Annotated in this window: 17 protein-coding genes; 7 read left to right on the forward strand and 10 right to left on the reverse strand. The window is 71.2% G+C overall.

Annotated elements, in window-relative coordinates:
- Window position 1: 1 nt before the first annotated feature.
- From ACWCXB_RS08355 to ACWCXB_RS08380, 6 genes are all read right to left on the reverse strand, one after another.
- Entirely contained in the window at window positions 2–931 is a 930-nt protein-coding gene (locus ACWCXB_RS08355; RefSeq protein ID WP_450720331.1) for an ABC transporter permease, read from the reverse strand.
- Window positions 932–1,026: 95 nt separating this feature from the next.
- Window positions 1,027–1,899: a glycosyltransferase family 2 protein gene (locus ACWCXB_RS08360; RefSeq protein ID WP_450720333.1), complete on the reverse strand. Its 873-nt coding sequence runs from the start codon at window positions 1,897–1,899 to the stop codon at window positions 1,027–1,029.
- 5 nt (window positions 1,900–1,904) lie between these two features.
- Entirely contained in the window at window positions 1,905–2,684 is a 780-nt protein-coding gene (locus tag ACWCXB_RS08365) for a CDP-alcohol phosphatidyltransferase family protein (RefSeq protein ID WP_450720335.1), read from the reverse strand.
- A complete protein-coding gene (locus ACWCXB_RS08370; RefSeq protein ID WP_450720337.1) occupies window positions 2,662–3,723 on the reverse strand; it encodes an iron-containing alcohol dehydrogenase family protein in 1,062 nt (353 codons plus the stop codon). Before ACWCXB_RS08370 ends, ACWCXB_RS08365 begins: the two co-directional genes overlap by 23 nt.
- On the reverse strand, window positions 3,711–4,448 hold the full coding sequence (locus ACWCXB_RS08375; protein ID WP_450720339.1) for a phosphocholine cytidylyltransferase family protein: 738 nt from the start codon (window positions 4,446–4,448) through the stop codon (window positions 3,711–3,713). Before ACWCXB_RS08375 ends, ACWCXB_RS08370 begins: the two co-directional genes overlap by 13 nt.
- Window positions 4,445–6,301, reverse strand: a complete 1,857-nt coding sequence (locus tag ACWCXB_RS08380; RefSeq protein WP_450720579.1) for a DUF5941 domain-containing protein — start codon at window positions 6,299–6,301, stop codon at window positions 4,445–4,447. Before ACWCXB_RS08380 ends, ACWCXB_RS08375 begins: the two co-directional genes overlap by 4 nt.
- Before the next feature lie 309 nt (window positions 6,302–6,610).
- On the opposite strand from ACWCXB_RS08380, the gene galE reads away from it, so the two are divergent.
- The 4 genes from galE to idi all read left to right on the forward strand — a co-directional run bounded on the left by galE (window position 6,611) and on the right by idi (window position 10,990).
- A complete protein-coding gene (gene galE, locus ACWCXB_RS08385) occupies window positions 6,611–7,594 on the forward strand; it encodes a UDP-glucose 4-epimerase GalE (protein ID WP_450720341.1) in 984 nt (327 codons plus the stop codon).
- Between the two features lie 214 nt (window positions 7,595–7,808).
- A complete protein-coding gene (locus ACWCXB_RS08390; protein WP_450720343.1) occupies window positions 7,809–8,753 on the forward strand; it encodes a cation diffusion facilitator family transporter in 945 nt (314 codons plus the stop codon).
- A 258-nt stretch (window positions 8,754–9,011) separates the two neighbouring features.
- Window positions 9,012–10,259, forward strand: a complete 1,248-nt coding sequence (locus tag ACWCXB_RS08395; RefSeq protein WP_450720344.1) for a GNAT family N-acetyltransferase — start codon at window positions 9,012–9,014, stop codon at window positions 10,257–10,259.
- 137 nt (window positions 10,260–10,396) lie between these two features.
- Window positions 10,397–10,990, forward strand: a complete 594-nt coding sequence (gene idi / locus ACWCXB_RS08400) for an isopentenyl-diphosphate Delta-isomerase (RefSeq protein WP_450720346.1) — start codon at window positions 10,397–10,399, stop codon at window positions 10,988–10,990.
- An 81-nt stretch (window positions 10,991–11,071) separates the two neighbouring features.
- Here the strand turns inward: idi and ACWCXB_RS08405 are convergent, their stop codons facing one another.
- The gene (locus ACWCXB_RS08405) at window positions 11,072–11,560 is read right to left on the reverse strand and encodes an ATP-binding protein (RefSeq protein ID WP_450720581.1); all 489 of its coding nucleotides are present in this window, start codon (window positions 11,558–11,560) and stop codon (window positions 11,072–11,074) included.
- 145 nt (window positions 11,561–11,705) lie between these two features.
- Complete coding sequence (locus ACWCXB_RS08410) at window positions 11,706–12,317, reverse strand: HdeD family acid-resistance protein (protein WP_450720348.1); 612 nt, start codon at window positions 12,315–12,317, stop codon at window positions 11,706–11,708.
- Window positions 12,318–12,382: 65 nt separating this feature from the next.
- Between ACWCXB_RS08410 and ACWCXB_RS08415 the strand changes: the two genes are divergently transcribed.
- Window positions 12,383–13,156 (forward strand): enoyl-CoA hydratase/isomerase family protein, encoded by a 774-nt coding sequence (locus tag ACWCXB_RS08415; RefSeq protein ID WP_450720350.1) that lies wholly within the window; start codon window positions 12,383–12,385, stop codon window positions 13,154–13,156.
- A 3-nt stretch (window positions 13,157–13,159) separates the two neighbouring features.
- Here the strand turns inward: ACWCXB_RS08415 and ACWCXB_RS08420 are convergent, their stop codons facing one another.
- Together ACWCXB_RS08420 and ACWCXB_RS08425 are read right to left on the reverse strand one after the other, a co-directional pair.
- Window positions 13,160–13,813, reverse strand: a complete 654-nt coding sequence (locus tag ACWCXB_RS08420; RefSeq protein ID WP_450720352.1) for a DJ-1/PfpI family protein — start codon at window positions 13,811–13,813, stop codon at window positions 13,160–13,162.
- 80 nt (window positions 13,814–13,893) lie between these two features.
- Entirely contained in the window at window positions 13,894–14,859 is a 966-nt protein-coding gene (locus ACWCXB_RS08425) for a GlxA family transcriptional regulator (protein WP_450720354.1), read from the reverse strand.
- 124 nt (window positions 14,860–14,983) lie between these two features.
- On the opposite strand from ACWCXB_RS08425, the gene ACWCXB_RS08430 reads away from it, so the two are divergent.
- Together ACWCXB_RS08430 and ACWCXB_RS08435 are read left to right on the forward strand one after the other, a co-directional pair.
- Window positions 14,984–15,847 (forward strand): SCO6745 family protein, encoded by an 864-nt coding sequence (locus tag ACWCXB_RS08430; protein ID WP_450720356.1) that lies wholly within the window; start codon window positions 14,984–14,986, stop codon window positions 15,845–15,847.
- Window positions 15,848–15,943: 96 nt separating this feature from the next.
- Window positions 15,944–18,337, forward strand: coding sequence for a Tex family protein (locus tag ACWCXB_RS08435; protein WP_450720358.1), 2,394 nt, complete (start codon window positions 15,944–15,946; stop codon window positions 18,335–18,337).
- Window positions 18,338–18,350: the final 13 nt, after the last annotated feature.

Consider the following 18,350-nt stretch of genomic DNA (forward strand, 5'->3'; position numbering starts at 1 on the left):
ATCAGCCACGGCCGTACCGCTCCTCAGCCTTCCAGAAGTACACAAACCCGGCGAAGCCCACCAGGAGCGCCCAGACGAGACCCGCCAGCCAGACGTGCGAGGGCAGGTTCGACGAGCCGTAACCGTCGATCAGAGCGAAGCGGACCAGGTCCATGTAGATGGCCGCCGGGTTGTACATGAGGACGTCGGCGATCCAGGCCGGCTCGTCGCGGAGCATCACCGGGATGGAGAACATGACACCCGAGCCGTACATCCAGGTACGCATGATGAACGGCATCAGCTGGGCGAGGTCGGGCGTCTTGCTGCCCATGCGGGCCATGATCAGCGCGAGGCCCACGTTGAAGACGAACTGCAGCACCAGCGCCGGCAGCACCAGCAGCCAGCTCAACGACGGGTAGCTGCCGAAAGCGACCGCGATGAGCACGAGGACGATCATCGAGAACAACAGCTGCTGGAGCTGCTGCAGCGCGAACGAGATGGGCAGCGAGGCGCGCGGGAAATGCAGCGCCCGCACCAGTCCCAGGTTCCCGGCGATCGACCGGACACCGGCCATCACCGACGACTGCGTGAACGTGAACACGAACACGCCCGTGACCAGGAACGGGATGTAGACCTCCTTCGGCATCCCACGGTCGGCGCCGAGGATGAGCCCGAAGATCAGGTAGTACACGAGAGCGTTCAGCAGAGGCGTCGCCACCTGCCACAGCTGGCCGAGCTTCGCCTGGCTGTACTGGGCCGTGAGCTTCGCCTGGGAGAAGGCCAGGATAAAGTGCCGACGGCCCCAGAGCTGCCTGACGTACTCGAAAAGCCCCGGTCGGGCACCGCTCACCGAGAGGCCGTACTTGGCGGCGAGTTCCGCCGATGTCAGACCGTCGTCGGGAGACGGCGGAGCGCTGGTCGCGATCGCGCCGTCGTGGGTTGTGTCACTCACAAGTTGAAACTTTCGTGTTCAAGATGCGCGGCAGGTGGGCGCTCAAGTGGCGGCCAGGTCCCGGAGTACGCCCGATGCTCTCAGATCCCGGCCCGTCAGACGACGGGTGGTCGGCCCAGCCGGGTCAGTCGCCACACGGTACGCCACTTCATGGGGCGACGAGGCCCGCACGGAGTCGTCCAGCCCTCCTTGAAGCCGCCGAACCACGCTTTGAGCGCCGAGACCGAAGGCCGTCGCACCAGGGTAAGGAGAATCCACACCCCCAGGTAGACCGGCACCAGGGGCGCGGGCAGATTGCGCCGGGCCAGCCACACCCGGTTTCGCGCCACCATGCGGTGGTAGACCGCGTGCCGCGAGGGCGGCGTCGTCGGGTGGAACAGCACCATGTCGGAGCGGTAGTCGATCATCCAGCCGGCGTCCAGCGCCCGCCAGGCGAGGTCCGTCTCCTCATGCGCGTAGAAGAACTCGTCAGGCAGGCCGCCGACCTGGGCGATGACCTTCGTACGGACGGCGTTGGCGCCGCCGAGGAAGGTCGTCACCCGGGACGAGCGCATCGGGTCGGACGCGCGCAGTCGCGGAACGTGCCGGCGCTGGGTGGCCCCGGTCTCCGGGTCGGCGATCCGGAAGCTGACGATGCCGAGGCTCGGGTCCTCCAGGAACGCCCGGCGGACCAGTTCGGCGGTGTCGTTGTTGGGCAGCAGACCGTCGTCGTCGAGGAAGAGCAGGACATCGACGTCCTGCCCGGCGGTTCCGAAGGCCTCGATCCCGGCGTTGCGCCCGCCGGGGATGCCCAGGTTCTCGGGCAGGTCGACCGTGCGCACGCCGTCGGGGACGTCGGTCACCGGTGCGCCGTTGCCGACGACGACGATCTCGACCGGGTCACCCTCCTGCTTGGCGACCGAGTCGAGGAGGGCACGCAGGTCGTCGGGCCGGTTGCCCATGGTGATGATCACTGCACCCAGCTTCATGCCGCTCACCTCAGCCTGCTGGAGGCGAGGACGGACACCAGGTGCAGCACCGTCTGCAGCAGCGCGATGGCGGCCAGCACCGCGACGCCGAGGCGGGAGAAGAACAGGTCGCCCCGGACCTGGTCGAGGATCGCCAGCACCAGGATGAGCAGTGATGCCTCGATGCCGAGGACCAGCCTGTGGAACTTCAGCGCGGCGGCGGCCCGGCGGGCGAGCGCCATGCCGGACGAGCGCGGCTCGGCCGCCGCGTCCTTCACCGGCTCCATCCCGGCCTGGTGCCGGGCGACGCCGACCAGATCGGTCTCGGCCTTGATCAGGATCGCGCCGAGCGCCGCGAGCGTGCCGAGGAACGCCCACAGCCAGTCGATCCTCCCGCCGCCCCACGGGTCCGCGGCGCGCAGGCCGAAGCCGACCAGGACCGCCGCGTCGCACAGGTAGGCGCCGACCCGGTCCAGGTAGACGCCGGAGAGGGAGTACTGCTTCTTCCAGCGGGCGACCTCGCCGTCCACGCAGTCCAGCAGCAGGTAGAGCTGGACCATCACCACGCCGAGGACGGCTCCCCAGATGCCCGGCACCAGCAGGGCCGGGCAGGCCAGGACGCCGGCGAGGGTCATCAGGTAGGTCAGCTGGTTCGGCGTGACCTTGGTGGTGACCAGGGAGCGGGTCACGCGCAGGGAGATCTCGCGCATGTACAGGCGGCCGCCCCAGTGCTCGCCGCTGCGCCGGTCCTTGACTCCCGCCGGGTGCACGACCGGGCGGAGTTCAGCTACGGATGGTCTTGGCATAGTCGGCGTACGCGTCCCTGATCTGATCGGTGGACAGGTCGAGGTGCTCGAGGATGGTGAAGCGTCCGGGGCGGGTCTGCGGTGCGTACTCCACGGCCGCGACGAACTCGTCGACGGTGAAGCCGATCTCCTCGGGGAGGACCGGCAGGCCGTGCTTGCCGAGCACGTCGGCGAAGAGCCTGGACTCCTCGTGGGCGCCGCGCAGGTGCATCGCGAAGGCGGCGCCCATTCCGACCTGCTCGCCGTGGAGCGCGCAGCGCTTGGGGTGGAGCAGGTCGAAGGCGTGGCTGATCTCGTGGCAGGCGCCGGACGAGGGCCGGGTGTCGCCGCTGATCGACATGGCGATGCCGGTCAGGACCAGTCCCTCGGCCAGCACGGTCAGGAAGCCGTCGTCGCCGACACCGCCGGGGTGGCGCAGGACGGCCTCGCCCGCGGTACGAGCCATGGCGGCGGCCAGTCCGTCGACCGGCTCGCCGGTGATCCGGTGCGAGAGCTCCCAGTCGGCGATGGCCGAAAGGTTCGAGATCGTGTCACCGATTCCGGCCCGGACGAAGCGGACCGGGGCCTCGCGGATGATGTCCAGGTCGATGACCACGGCGATCGGCGTGGGGACACCGTAGGAGCCCCGGCCGTTGTCGTTGTCCAGCGTCGCGACCGGGGAGCAGAGTCCGTCGTGCGCGAGGTTGGTCGCGACGGCCACCAACGGCAGGCCGACCCGGGCCGCGGCGTACTTGGTCACATCGATGATCTTGCCGCCGCCGAGGCCGACGACCGCGTCGTACCGCCTGCCCTTGATGTCGTCGGCGAGCTTGACCGCGGCGTCGATCGTGCCGCCCGCGACCTCGTACCAGTCGGCGTCGGGCAGCAGCGGTGCGAGCCGCTCCCGCAGGGTCTGGCCCGAGCCGTTGCTTACGGCGAACGCCAGCCTGCCCGACGCGGAGATCCGCTGGTCGGCGAGGAGCCCGGGCAGATCGTCCAATGCGCCCGGGCGGATGTCGACGACGACGGGGGACGGGATGAGCCGTGTCAGTACTGGCACGCGATCTCCCGGCCCTTGGCGAGGTCGTCGTGGTTGTCGATCTCGACCCACTTCACGTCGCCGATCGGTGCCACGTCGATCTGGAAACCCCGGTTCACGAGCTCCTGGTAGCCGTCCTCGTAGTAGAGGTCGGGGTCGCGCTCGAAGGTGGCCTTCAGCGCGTCGGCGAGCTCCGCGGCGGCCTCGGGCTCGATGAGGGTGACGCCGATGTACTCGCCGGTGGCGGTGGCGGGGTCCATCAGCTTGGTGATCTTCTGCACACCCTGGCCGTCGGCGGTGATCACCTTCATCTCCTCGTCGGCGAGCTGCTTCACCGTGTCGAGGGCGAGAATGATCTTCTGGCCGTCGCCGCGGGCGGCGAGCAGCGTCTTCTCGACGGAGACCGGGTGCACGGTGTCGCCGTTGGCGAGGATCACGCCCTGCTTCAGGACGTCACGGGCGCACCACAGGGAGTAGGCGTTGTTCCACTCCTCGGCCTTGTCGTTGTCGATGAGGGTGAGCTTCAGACCGTACGTGGCCTCCAGCTCGTCCTTGCGCGCGTACACGGCTTCCTTGCGGTAGCCGACGACGACGGCGACCTCGGTGAGGCCGATCTCGCTGAAGTTCTTCAGCGTGAGGTCGAGGACCGACAGGTCCCCGTCAACCGGCACGAGGGCCTTCGGAAGCGTGTCGGTGTAGGGACGCAGACGCCGTCCGGCACCGGCTGCCAGTACGAGGCCGATCATGCGGGTTCTCCTTCGTCATGTACGGCGGGTGCTCCGGCGGAGACCCAGAAGCGGATGGACTCCACGAGCACCACCAGCGCCACGGCCACCGCGAGCACGGCGAGCGCGACGGTGAAGCCGGTGCCGTGGGACGCCAGGAGTGCGGCGAGAACCGCCACCGCCAGCGTGCGGCCCTCATGCCCGCCGATCGTCCGCACCAGCCAGGCCGGCGGCGCGCCGGTGCCCCCGCGGATGCGGTACACCGTGTCGTAGTGATGGTAGGCGACCGCGGCCACCAGGCCGAAAGCCGCGGGCAGCGCTCCGTTCACCTCGGAGCGGGCGGCCAGGAGCAGGATCACGCCGTACTCCACGGCCCGGAAGACCGGGGGGACGAGCCAGTCGAGCGCGCCCTTGAGGGGGCGTGCGACGGCGAAGCCGGAGGTCGCGACGTAGAGCGCGGCGGCCACGACCGGCCACCAGCTGCCGACGTCCGTGAAACCCGCGGCAGCCACGACGGCGGCGCCGCCGGCCACGGCGACGACGAGCGGCGCGATGGCGGGCAGCGGGCGGGCCACCCTGGCGAAGGCCGCCGCGAAGCTCTCGGCGAGCTGACCGGAGTCGGCGAGCTCCGCCAGGGCGGTGGCCGCGCGGTCAGTGCGCCGTGCCTTGCGGGTGAGCGAGCGCAGGACGCGGCCCGCGGTGGTGTACGTGGCGGCGAAGGCGCAGCCGACGAGCAGGGCGTAGAAGACGATGCGGGGCGTGGACACGGCCGTGAGTACGGCGATCATGGCCCAGCGCTCGCCGATCGGCAGCACGATCATGCGGCGCACCCAGACCGTCCAGCCGACGCTGTCGAGCTTGTCGGAGAGGGCGGCGGTGGGGCTCGTGTTCGACACCGCGTCGTGGTTCGCCTCGTTGAAGGAGAAGTCCACGACGTGGCGGCAGGTCTGGAGGATCATCGCGCCGAGGGCCAGGGCCCAGACGTCGTCCCCGCCGCGGGCGGCACCGAGGGCGAGGCCCGCGTAGTACGCGTACTCCTTGGCCCGGTCGAAGGTGGCGTCGAGCCAGGCGCCCATCGTCGAGTACTGCAGCGAGTAGCGGGCGAGCTGCCCGTCCGTGCAGTCCAGCACGAAGGAGAAGAGCAGGAGCACGCCGGCGGCCACGTAGCCCCCGCGCGTGCCGGTCGCGGCACACGCGGCCGCGATGAGCGCGGTGATCAGCGAGGCGGTGGTGACCTGGTTGGGGGTCAGCCCCCGCCGCGCGCACCAGCGGGCGATGTACCGCGAGTAGGGGCTGATGAAGAAAGTGGTGAAGAAGCCGTCCCGCGCCTTCACCGCCGAGCGCAGCCGTACGTCCTCGTCGTCGACGGCCGCGACGGCCTGCCGGGCCTCGTTGCGGGCCTGGGCGTCGCCCGGCACGGCCGCCACGAGCGACCCGAGCTCGGGCCGGTGCACCGGGGTGCCGTCGGCGTCGATGGCGTCCGCGACGCGGTCGGCGAGCACGCAGCTGCGTACGGGGGCGCGCGTACCGGTGGACGGCGCGGCGTCCGGGTCGGGGGCGCTGTCGGGGGCTGCGGCCGCGGCCGTGTGCAGCGCGCTCAGCAGAGCGGCGCGTGCCCCGGCCTGGGCCGTGACGGCACCCGGGACCGCGGCCGCCGGGAAGCGGGGGTCGGTGAGTCCCAGGCGCAGGGCGTGGAGGTGGCCGACGAAGCCGGGGTCGACCACGGCGACCCGGTCGGCGGCCGGGACCGCGGCGAGAAGCGCGGCGGTCTCGTCGGGGCCGGAGGCGACGCGGACATCGAAGCCCAGCGACCGCAGGTCGCCTTCGAGCGGCGATCCGGGTACCGGCTGACCGGTGAGGACGGCGGTCGACAGACGGACTCACTCCTTGGCACTGACGGGTGGCTGTGCACGGCGGCTCGGCCCGTGGACACGGGCGGCGGCACGTCGGGTGAGGCTATCCGATGTTCGGAATCTTGCGTTCACCGAGGCTTACCGCCGGGGACATCCCCCGCTCCCCCGGCCAACGGCCGCACCCACCGAGGGGCCGCGGTTTCCCGGCCGGGCCGCGGTCGTCCCGGCCGAGATGGTGTCTTGTGCACCACAGAGCACCACCTAGATCATCATCGTCGATCCTGGCCTTGCCCCACAAACCGCCCTCGCGCACCCCCTAGGGTGGCGGCTATGACTTGGCTGATCACAGGTGGAGCGGGGTACATCGGGGCCCATGTGGCGCATGCCATGACCGAGGCCGGGGAACGCGTCGTCGTCCTCGACGACGTCTCGACGGGGGTGGCCGGGCGGCTGCCCGACGGCGTGGCCCTGGTGCGCGGTTCGGTGCTCGACCGGGAGCTGCTGGACCGCGCGCTGGCCGAGCACGCGGTCACGGGTGTGGTGCATCTCGCCGCGAAGAAGCAGGTCGGGGAGTCCGTTGAGCAGCCGCTGCGCTACTACCGCGAGAACGTGCACGGACTCACCGTCCTGCTGGAGGCCGTGGTCGCCGCCGGCGTGAAGCGGTTCCTCTTCTCGTCGTCCGCCGCCGTGTACGGGGTCCCCGATGTGGAGCTCATCACGGAGGACACCCCCGCGGTGCCGATCAACCCGTACGGCGAGACCAAGCTCGCGGGCGAATGGCTGGTGCGAGCGGCCGGCCGGGCACACGGCATCGCCACGGCCTGTCTGCGCTACTTCAACGTGGCGGGCGCCGCCCGGCCCGAGCTCGCCGACACCGGGGTGTTCAACATCATCCCGATGTTCTTCGACCGGATCACCCGTGGCGAGGCGCCGCGGATCTTCGGTGACAACTACCCGACCCCGGACGGCACCTGCGTCCGCGACTACATCCATGTCGCCGATCTTGCCGACGCCCACCTCACCGTGGCCCGCCGTCTGGCCGACCAGGACGGCGCCGGGGACCTCACCGTGAACATCGGCCGTGGCGAGGGCGTCTCCGTCCGCGAGCTCGCCCGCCTTGTCGCCGAGGTGACGGGCCACGGCACACCCGCGGTCGTCGAACCGCGGCGGGCCGGAGACGCGGCACAGGCGGTCGCCTCCGTCGAGCGGATCGCCAAGGAGCTGGGCTGGACGGCCTCACGCGGGGTGCGCGAGATGGTCGAGTCGGCCTGGGAGGGCTGGGTGCTGCACCACCCCGAGGCCCGCGTCCGCTGAGCACAGGCGCCCTGCGCCCGCCCTGCGCCCGCCCGGCACTCGCCCGGCATCTCGCTGATCGTCACTGATCGTCCACTGCTCTGACCTGCGGACATCACCGCAGGTCAGAGCATATGACAACGGTGTTCAACGTCGTGTTGCCCGATACCCCCCACCCGTAGTTCACTGGCGGGGCGCGATCAGATCGAATCGGACGGTACGGGAGGCGCCTCTCATGGGGGCTGGGCACGACCACGGACACACGCACGGCGGCGGTGCCCCGCCGACGGGCACCGCGGCCGCCGCCTACAAGGGACGGCTGCGGATCGCGCTCGCGATCACGCTGGGCGTGATGGTCCTGGAGGTCGTGGGCGGGATCCTGGCGGACTCGCTGGCCCTCATCGCCGACGCCGCGCACATGGCGACGGACGGCCTCGGCCTCGCCATGGCGCTCCTGGCGATCCACTTCGCCGCCCGTCCGGCCGACGCCCGGCGCACCTTCGGGTTCGCCCGCGCCGAGATCCTTGCCGCGCTGGCGAACTGTCTGCTGCTGCTCGGGGTCGGCGGCTACCTCGTGTACGAGGCGGTGCAGCGCTTCATCACGCCCGCCGACACGAGGGGCGGCCTCGCCATCGCGTTCGCCCTCGTCGGTCTGGTCGCCAACCTGGTGTCGCTCTCCCTGCTGATGCGGGGCCAGAAGGACAGCCTCAATGTGCGCGGCGCGTATCTGGAGGTGCTCGCGGACGCTCTCGGCTCGGTGATGGTGCTGGTCTCGGCGGGCATCATCCTGGCCACCGGCTGGCAGGCCGCCGACCCGATCGCCTCGCTCCTGATCGGCCTGATGATCGTGCCGCGTACGGTCAAGCTGCTGCGGGAGACCCTCAACGTGCTGCTGGAGGCAGCACCCAAGGGCGTCGACATGGGCGAGGTGCGCGAACACATAGTGGCGCTGCCCGGCGTCGAGGACGTCCATGACCTGCACGCCTGGACCATCACGTCCGGCATGCCGGTGCTCTCCGCGCATGTCGTCGTCGCGCAGGAGGTGCTGGACGCGTTCGGGCACGAGAAGATGCTGCACGACCTGCAGGGCTGTCTGGGGTCCCACTTCGACGTCGAGCACTGCACGTTCCAGCTGGAGCCGAGCGGCCATGCCGCGCACGAGGCCGGGCTCTGCCACTGACCCTTGTCAGCGGGCTCCGCCGCTGATCCCTGTCAACGGGCTCCGTCGTTCCACCGAACTGCGTTGCCGACTCCTGTTAGCGTTGGCCCGGCAATGGACATGGAGAGGAGCTGAGGTTGATGACCGTCGCGATGGATGCTGCCGTGCGCAGCGCCCGGTCCGTCATCGACTTCCGGGTTCTCGGCTGACCCGACCCGTACCTCTCCGCACGTACGTGCGTCCGTCGGCCGGAGCCCGCTCACTCAAAGGGTTCCCACGTTGTCCGACAACACCCTGCACGACGCTTTCTTCTCCCTTCACCACGGCCTGCCCCGACAGGGCCCCGGCTCCGACGAGACCACCCGCCGGCTGCTGGCTCTCGCGGGTCCGCTGCCGTCCCGTCCGCGCGTGCTCGATCTGGGCTGCGGCCCCGGCCGTGCCACGCTGCTGCTGGCCGCCGAGGCCGGCGCCGAGGTCACGGCGGTGGATCTGCACGAGCCGTTCCTCGACGAGGTGCGGCGTGCCGCCGAGGCCCGCGGGCTCGGCGACCGTGTCCGTACCGTCAACGCCGACATGGGCGAACTGCCCTACCCCGACGGGTCCTTCGATCTCGTCTGGGCGGAGAGCTCCGCATACTTGATCGGCTTCGACACCGCCCTGCGCGACTGGCGGCGGCTGCTCGCACCCGGCGGCGCGCTCGTCGTCACCGAGTGCGAGTGGACCTCCGACACACCGAGCCCCGAGGCCCGCGCCTTCTGGGAGCAGCACTACCGGCTGCGTACGACGGCCGCGAACGCGGCGGCGGCGGTCGGGGCCGGATACAACGTACTCGGTGTGTACCGGCAGCCGGTGAGCGACTGGGTGGAGTACTACGGCCCGCTCGGCGCCCGCGCCGACACCGTCGATCCCACGGCTGCGGGTATGGCGGAGGCACTCGCCGCCACCCGGGCCGAGCTCGCGATGTGGCACGACCACGGCACGGAGTACGGCTACACCGGCTTCGTGCTGCGGCCCGCCGACGCCCGCTGGCGGACCCGCCCCGAGCGGGCGGCCGACATCGCGGCGGTGCGCGCCGTCAACACGGCGGCCTTCCCCACGGAGGAAGAAGCGGATCTCGTCGACGCACTGCGCGAGGACGCGTCGGCCTGGCTGCCGGGCCTCTCGTACGTCGCGGAGGCGCCGGACGGCTCGGTCGCGGCGTACGCGCTGCTCACCCGCTGCCGGGTCGGTGACGCCCCCGCGCTGGCCCTGGCCCCGTGCGCCACCGCGCCGGAGCATCAGGGGCAGGGCGCGGGCTCCGCGGTGATCCGGGCCGTGCTGGACGCGGCGCGGGCGCGCGGCGAGCGGCTGGTGCTGGTGCTGGGGCATCCGGAGTACTACCCGCGGTTCGGTTTCACCCCCGCCTCAGGACTGGGCATCGCACCGGGTTTCGAGGTGCCCAACGAGGCGATGATGGCGCTGGTCCTGGACGGTTCCACGGCTGTGCCGCAGGGCACGATCACCTACCCGGGGGCCTTCGGGGTCTGATCCACCACCGTTCGCGCCCGCCACGTGTCCGCGTGGCGGGCGCGGACATGCCCAGGGCGGTGAAGTGCGGACAAGCCGCTTTTGTACGGCAGACTGGGTGGGCCCCGCAGGGCCGAGGAACGAAGCGAAGGATGGCTATGCCGACCACACCCGCCACCGCGGCGAACAGCTCGCCCAACGGCACCCAGCAGCCGATCTTGCTCGAACTGGTCGACGAGAACGGCCATACCATCGGCACCGCGGAGAAGCTTTCCGCCCATCTGGCGCCCGGGCAGCTGCACCGGGCGTTCTCCGTGTTCCTCTTCGACGAGCAGGGGCGGCTGCTGATCCAGCGCCGCGCGCTCGGGAAGTACCACTCCCCCGGCGTCTGGTCCAACACGTGCTGCGGCCACCCCTACCCGGGCGAGGCGCCGATCGCCGCTGCCGCGCGGCGTACGTTCGAGGAGCTGGGCGTCTCGCCGTCGCTGCTGGCGGAGGCGGGCACGGTCCGCTACAACCATCCGGACCCGGCGTCGGGCCTGGTCGAGCAGGAGTACAACCACCTCTTCGTCGGCCTGGTGCAGGCTTCGCCGAGGCCGGACGCGGAGGAGGTCGGCGAGACGGCGTTCGTGACGGCGGCCGAGCTGGCCGAGCGGCACGCCCGGGACCCGTTCTCCGCGTGGTTCATGACCGTGCTGGACGCGGCGCGTCCGGCGATCAAGGAGCTCACGGGGCCGGCCTGCGGCTGGTGAGGCTGCCCGTGCCTGTTGCCGTGGCCATGGGTGTCGCTGTCGCTTTGGCCAGGGCTACGGCAACGGCTAAGGCTATCGCTGCTATGGCTGTCGCTGTGGCTGGACCATGGCATGGGCTGCGGCCGTCGCGAGCGGCAGCGCGGCCCAGATGATCTTTCCGCCGGTCGCGGTGTGCTCCACGTCGCAGGTGCCGCCCGCCTCACGGGTGACCTCCCGAACGAGCAGCAGGCCGCGGCCGCCGGTCTGCGCGTAGTCCGTCTCCAGCGCCTTGGGCCGGTACGGGTGGTTGTCCTCGACCGCCACCCGGATCCACTCGGGGCCGATCGCGACCTCGACGGCGACCTCGGGCGACAGCAGGGCCGCATGCCGTACGGAATTGGTCACCAGCTCGGAGACGATCAGCAGCAGTCCATGCAGGACCTCGTCGTGGACCGGCACTCCCTGGCGGCGGATCAGATCGCGGACGGCGTGCCTGGCCTGCGGCACGGAGACCTCGAGCGCGGGTGCGGTGAACCGCCAGACGCCTTCGTACGACAGTGGCCGGGCCGGGACGCTCCCGGGGCTCTCCATAAGTCCGGCACCCACCCTCGTGAATTGTGGTCAGGAACCAATTGAGTTCTTGACTGACGAGTTTGGGAACCGGCTGGTCCGTACCGAGCGGCTGAACAGAAGTTGCCGCCAATCGACGGAATCCGACCGGGTGGGTATGACAGAGTCAGTTCTGCGACTGATCTTGATCTTCTGCTGACGACTTCGCCGACACCTCCGTGTCGCTCACCATGCCGATGATCCGGCGGCCGCCGACGCCGACCGCGATCAGCCCGAGCCCGTCGAAGAGCAGCGCCAGCGAGAAGAAGGTGCCGAGCACATAGCGGCTGCTCTCGGGCCAGTTCGCCAGCACCAGAATGCCGAGCAGCAGGCCGAACGCGCCCTGCAGCAGCGTCCAGCCGAACTGCGGACCGCGCACCACCACGCTCCCGACCAGCCGGAACAGCCCGCCGGTCAGGAACAGCAGCGCGGCGAACATGGTCAGCGCCTCCGCGCTGCCCTGGGGATGCCGGATGACGACCACACCGGCAGCGATGTTGAGCGCGGCGACGACCACCGCGAGCCAGAAGTAGCTGCTGCCGCGCGACTCGATCGCCTGCAGCAGCCCCACCAGTCCGCCGATCAGCAGCAGCCAGCCGAAGAGCAGCATGGAGGTGATGGTCGCCACGCCGACGTAGACGAGTCCGACCAGCCCGCCGAGCACGAGAATCACGCCGAGGGCCGCGAGCCAGCCGAAGCTGCGGCGGAGCCTCCTGCCCTCCTGGGTGGGACCGGCCATCCGTGCCTCCTTGTCGCACCCCCTTCTTGATCATAGGTTCGGGCCGGGCCGATAGCATCCGGCACATGGACCGTTCGGAGCCGCAGCAGGGGCAGATCTCCGCCGAGGTGGTGGCCGGGGTCGCCACCGTCGTCATCAGCAATCCCGAGAAGCGCAACGCGATGACGGCCGCGATGTGGCGCGCGCTGCCCGACGTGCTGGAGGGGCTGGCGCACGATGCGGAGGTACGGGCGCTGGTGCTGACCGGCGCCGGGAGCACGTTCTGCGCCGGTGCCGACATCTCGTCGCTGCGCGAGCGTGCGACGGCCGCCGGCGAGGAGCCGCAGAGTCTGGCCGTACGGGCCGAGGACGCGCTCGCGGCCTTCCCCAAACCGACACTGGCGGCGGTTCGCGGCTACTGCGTGGGCGGCGGCTCCCAGCTGGCCGCGGCCTGCGATCTGCGGTTCGCCGAGGAAGGCGCCTCCTTCGGGGTCACGCCGGCGAAACTGGGGATCGTCTATCCCGCGTCGTCGACCCGGCGGCTGGTGTCGCTGGTCGGGCCGGCGGCCGCGAAGTATCTGCTCTTCTCGGGCGAGTTGATCGGCACGGAACGGGCGCTGCGCACCGGCCTGGTGGACGAGGTGCTGCCGGAGGGGGAGCTGGGCAAGCGGGTGGCCGAGTTCACGCGCGTGCTGACGAGTCGGTCCCAGCTGACGCAGGCCGCGGCGAAGGAGTTCGCGTCGGGGCGCATCGACCGGGACGCGTACTGGGCGGAGCAGGCGCGTGGCAGCGGCGACACCGCGGAGGGGGTCGCCGCCTTCCTGGAGCGCAGGACGCCGCGCTTCACCTGGACGGTGTGACGGTTACTCGCCGCCGGCCCGGATCGTGTCGTCGGACGCCCCCTGCGCCCGCCAGTAGGAGACGATCTCCGCCGGGGCCTTGTCCGGCGAGCCCGCGTCGTACGGTGGCTGCGGGTCGTACTCGGTCAGCAGCTGGATCTTCTGGGCGACCTCGTCGCCCGCGATCCGGCCGATCAGATGCAGGGCCATGTCGATGCCGGACGAGACCCCGGCGGCCGTGACGTACTTGCCGTCGAGGACGACCCTCTCACCGGTCGCCTCGGTGCCCAGCATGCCCAGGACGTCCAGCACCAGCCAGTGGCTGGTGGCCCGGCGGCCCTTGAGCAGGCCCGCGGCGGCCAGCACCAGGGAGCCGGAGCACACCGAGGTGGTCCATGTGCTGGTGGCGTCCACCGTGCGCAACCACTCCAGGACGGTCTCGTTCCCCATGGCCTGCCGTGAGCCGCGGCCGCCGGGCACGAGGACGATGTCCGGGGCCGTCACCTCGGCGAGGGTGTGGTCGGCGACGAGAGCCAGATTGCCCTGGTCGTTGCGTACGGGGCCTGTCTTCTCGGCGACGAAGACGGTCTCGGCGCCGGGCATCCGGCTGAGCAGTTCGAACGGGCCTACGGCGTCGAGGCTGGTGAACTCGTCGTACAGCAGGATGGCGATCTGCAAGGCGGTCTCCTTCGGTGGTCAGTCGTCAGTAGTCAGTGGCCGGTGGTCAGTGGCCGGTGGTCGATGCCGGGGGCCGGTGGTCAGTGGACGGGTGCGTGGAAGCGGCGGCGGTACTCGGCGGGCGCCGCGCCGAGCGCCTTGACGAAGGCCCGGCGCATCGCCTCGGGCGTGCCGTATCCGCAGGCGCGGGAGATCTCCTCGATGCCGTCGCCGGTGTCCTCCAGTAGGCGGCGAGCGTGCTCCAGGCGGACCCGGTCGACGTATCTGCCGGGGGTCATGCCGGTCTCGGCCCGGAACGCGCGGGCGAACTGACGGGGCGAGAGCCTCGCCCGGCGGGCGAGCGCGTCGACCGACAGATCGTCGTCCGGGTGCTCGGTGATCCACGCCTGTACCTCGCGCAGCGGTTCGCGCTGTGCGGTCTGGGCGGCAAGCTGGGCGCTGAACTGCGCCTGGTTGCCGGGACGGCGCAGGAAGACCACGAGATGGCGGGCGATGCTCAGGGCGGTCTCACGCCCGAGGTCCTCCTCGACCAGCGCGAGAGCGAGGTCGATTCCGGCGGTGACCCCTGCGGAGGTGGCGAGCTTCCCGTCCCGTACGAAGATCGGCTCGGGGTCGACGTCGACCGCGGGATGGCTGCGGGCGAGGTGGTCGCAGACGGCCCAGTGAGTCGTGACGCGATGTCCGTCGAGCAGCCCCGCATCGGCCAGCAGCAGCGCGCCGGTGCAGACGGAGACGAGGCGCTCGGCGCGCGGGGCGTGGGCGCGCAGCCAGTCGATCAGCGCGGGGGCGGGGTGGCGGGTGCCCTCGCCGCCCGGCACGAGCAGGGTGTGCGGAGAGCCGGCGAGCTCGTCGAGGCTGGTGTCGGGAACGAGGGTGAGCCCACTGGATGTGCGGATCCGCGCGCCGTCGAGCGAGGCGGTGCGGATGCCGTACGTGAACGGGGCTCCAGGGTGTTTGTTGGCGCCCGCGAACACCTCCAGCGGGCCCGTCACATCAAGACTCTGCACGCCGTCGAAGAGGACGACGAGCACGGATCGCTCGGTCATGTCTCCATCGTCGGGGCCACCCGAGATGGCCGCAATGACGAGCACCCCACCTTTCCTGCCATCACGCCGAGCAGGAGGCCGCCCGCCCTTCCTGTCGTACCGACCAGTCGGTAACGTGCCGGTCATGACCTCACTGCCGCCGCGCGCGGGACGCCGCTGCCACAACGCCGTCAACCCGCTGCACTCCACGCTGTACTTCTCGCCCGACTACGCGAAGGAGCTCGCCGGGCTCGGCATCGAGGACACGAGGGCCGCGTACTTCGCAGGGCGTGCCGCCGCGATGGGCGCCGTCGGCCCGGGCACGGTTGCGGCGACGTTCTACAACTTCAACCACGAGCTGATCGCCCGGCATCTGCCCGCGGTGTGGGACACGGCATCGCCGGCCACCGTGCTGGCTGCCCGGCTGCGGGCCGCGGACGCCACGCTGCGCCGGCTGCTGGGCGACGAGGTGGTCGCGTCGGCCGAGATGGCGGAGGCGGCGCGGCTCGCGCTGCGCGCCACGGAGGCCTGCACCCGGCACGCCCGGCCGCTGTACGCGGCACATGCGGATCTGCCCGTGCCCGAGGAGCCGCATCTCGCCTACTGGCACGCCGCGACCCTGCTGCGCGAGCACCGCGGCGACGGCCATCTCACCGCACTGCTGATCGCAGGTCTCGACCCGCTGGAGGCCCTGGTCAGCCACACGGCGACCGGCAAGGGCATGTCACCGCGGTGGATCCTCGCCAGCCGCGGGTGGCGCCGCACCGACTGGGAGGCGGCGTCCGACCGGCTGCGTGAGCGTGGACTGCTCGGCGCCGAGGGTGAGTTGACCAGCGAGGGCGCTGCCCTGCGGGCGGAGCTGGAGGAGCACACGGACCGGCTCGACCTTGCACCGTACGAGCATCTCGGCGCGGCGGGCGTCGAACGGCTCACCGAGCTGGCCCGCGGTTTCCTGATGACGGCCGTCGCGGCCGGTGCTTTCCCGGCGGACCTGACCGGCAAGGGCTGACCTCCGGCCTCGGAGGGGGTGCGCGACACGGCCCCCGGCCACCCGGCAGAATGCAGCCTGAAGCACAGCCAGCAGCAGAAGGCGAGTCGGGTAACCGTGACGACGTCCATCGAAGGCAGGATCGCCGAGGAGCTCGGCGTACGTGAGCGGCAGGTGAAGGCGGCCGTCGAGCTGCTCGACGGCGGATCGACCGTGCCGTTCATCGCTCGCTACCGCAAGGAAGCGACCGAGATGCTCGACGACGCGCAGCTGCGCACGCTCGAGGAGCGGCTGAGGTATCTGCGGGAGCTCGAGGAGCGGCGGGCCACGATCCTGGAGTCCGTACGCGAGCAGGGCAAGCTCACCGACGAGCTGGAGGCGCAGATCAGGGGCGCCGAGACCAAGGCCCGCCTCGAGGACATCTATCTGCCCTTCAAGCCCAAGCGGCGCACGAAGGCACAGATCGCCCGCGAGGCGGGTCTTGAGCCGCTCGCCGAAGGGCTGCTCGGCGACGCTTCGGTCGAGCCGCTCGCGGCCGCCGCCGCGTTCGTCGACGCGGACAAGGGCGTCGCGGATCCGGCGGCCGCGCTGGAGGGCGCACGGGCGATCCTGACCGAGCGTTTCTCGGAGGACGCCGACCTCATCGGCGAGCTGCGTGAGCGGATGTGGACGCGGGGCCGGCTGGCGGCGAAGGTGCGCGAGGGCAAGGAGGAGGCGGGCGCGAAGTTCGCCGACTACTTCGACTTCGCCGAGCCGTTCACCGAGCTGCCCTCGCACCGTGTGCTGGCGATGCTGCGCGGCGAGAAGGAGGAGGTCCTCGACCTGGTCCTGGAGCCCGAGGAGCCGTCGGACGAGCCCGGCCCCTCCACGTACGAGGGCATGGTCGCCCGCCGTTTCGGCATCGCCGACCGCGGCCGGCCGGCCGACAAGTGGCTGGCGGACACGGTTCGCTGGGCCTGGCGGACCCGGATCCTCGTGCACCTCGGAATCGATCTGCGGCTGCGGCTGCGGACGGCGGCCGAGGACGAGGCGGTACGGGTCTTCGCGGCGAACCTGCGGGATCTGCTGCTCGCCGCCCCGGCGGGGACGCGGGCGACGCTCGGCCTCGACCCCGGCTTCCGTACCGGCGTGAAGGTGGCCGTCGTCGACGCGACCGGCAAGGTCGTCGCCACCGACACGATCTATCCCCATGTCCCCGCGAACAAGTGGGACGAGTCGCTCGCGAAGCTGGCGCGGCTCGCGAAGGAGCACGCCGTCGAGCTGGTCGCGATCGGCAACGGCACGGCGTCGCGCGAGACGGACAAGCTGGCCGTCGAACTCATTGCCAATCACCCGGAGCTGAAGCTCACCAAGGTGATGGTGTCGGAGGCGGGCGCGTCCGTGTACTCGGCGTCCGCGTTCGCCTCGCAGGAGCTGCCGGGGCTCGACGTCTCGCTGCGCGGCGCGGTGTCGATCGCACGGCGGCTGCAGGACCCGCTCGCCGAGCTCGTGAAGATCGACCCCAAGTCGATCGGCGTCGGCCAGTACCAGCACGACCTGTCCGAGGTGAAGCTGTCCCGCTCGCTGGACGCGGTCGTCGAGGACTGTGTGAACGGCGTCGGCGTCGACGTCAACACGGCCTCCGCACCGCTGCTTTCGCGCGTGTCGGGCATCAGCTCGGGCCTCGCCGAGAACATCGTGGCGCACCGGGACGCGAACGGGCCCTTCCGCTCGCGCCAGGCGCTCAAGGACGTGGCACGGCTCGGCCCGAAGGCGTACGAGCAGTGCGCCGGCTTCCTCCGCATCCGCGGCGGGGACGACCCGCTGGACGCGTCGAGCGTGCACCCCGAGGCGTACCCGGTGGTACGGCGGATGGTGAAGACGACCGGGAGCGAGGTCGCCTCGCTGATCGGCAACACATCGGTGCTGCGGTCGCTGCGGGCCGACGACTTCGTGGACGAGATCTTCGGTCTGCCGACGGTGACCGACATCCTGCGCGAGCTGGAGAAGCCGGGGCGCGACCCGCGGCCCGCGTTCAGGACGGCGACCTTCAAGGAGGGCGTCGAGAAGATCTCCGACCTGTCGTCGGGCATGGTGCTCGAGGGTGTCGTCACGAACGTGGCTGCGTTCGGCGCCTTCGTGGACGTCGGCGTCCACCAGGACGGGCTGGTCCATGTGTCGGCGATGTCCCGGACCTTCGTCAAGGACCCGCGGGACGTGGTGAAGCCGGGCGACGTGGTCAAGGTGAAGGTCCTGGACGTCGACATCCCGCGCAAGCGGATCTCGCTGACGCTGCGGTTGGAGGACGAGGCGGCCCCCGCCCAGGGCCGCGAGCGCGGCCAGGGCGGGCGTCCGCCCCAGCAGCGCCAGGGCGGCGGCGGCCGGGACCGCCGCGGCTCCGGCGGTGGCGGTGGCGGTGGTGGTGGTGGTGGCGGCCGCCAGGCCCCCGCCCCGGCCAACAGCGCCATGGCGGACGCCCTTCGCAAGGCGGGCCTCCTCGACCCGAAGCAGGGTGGGGGCAGGCGCGGCTGACCTCCCCGTACCG

It is taken from the genome of Streptomyces sp. NPDC001514, assembly GCF_053597075.1.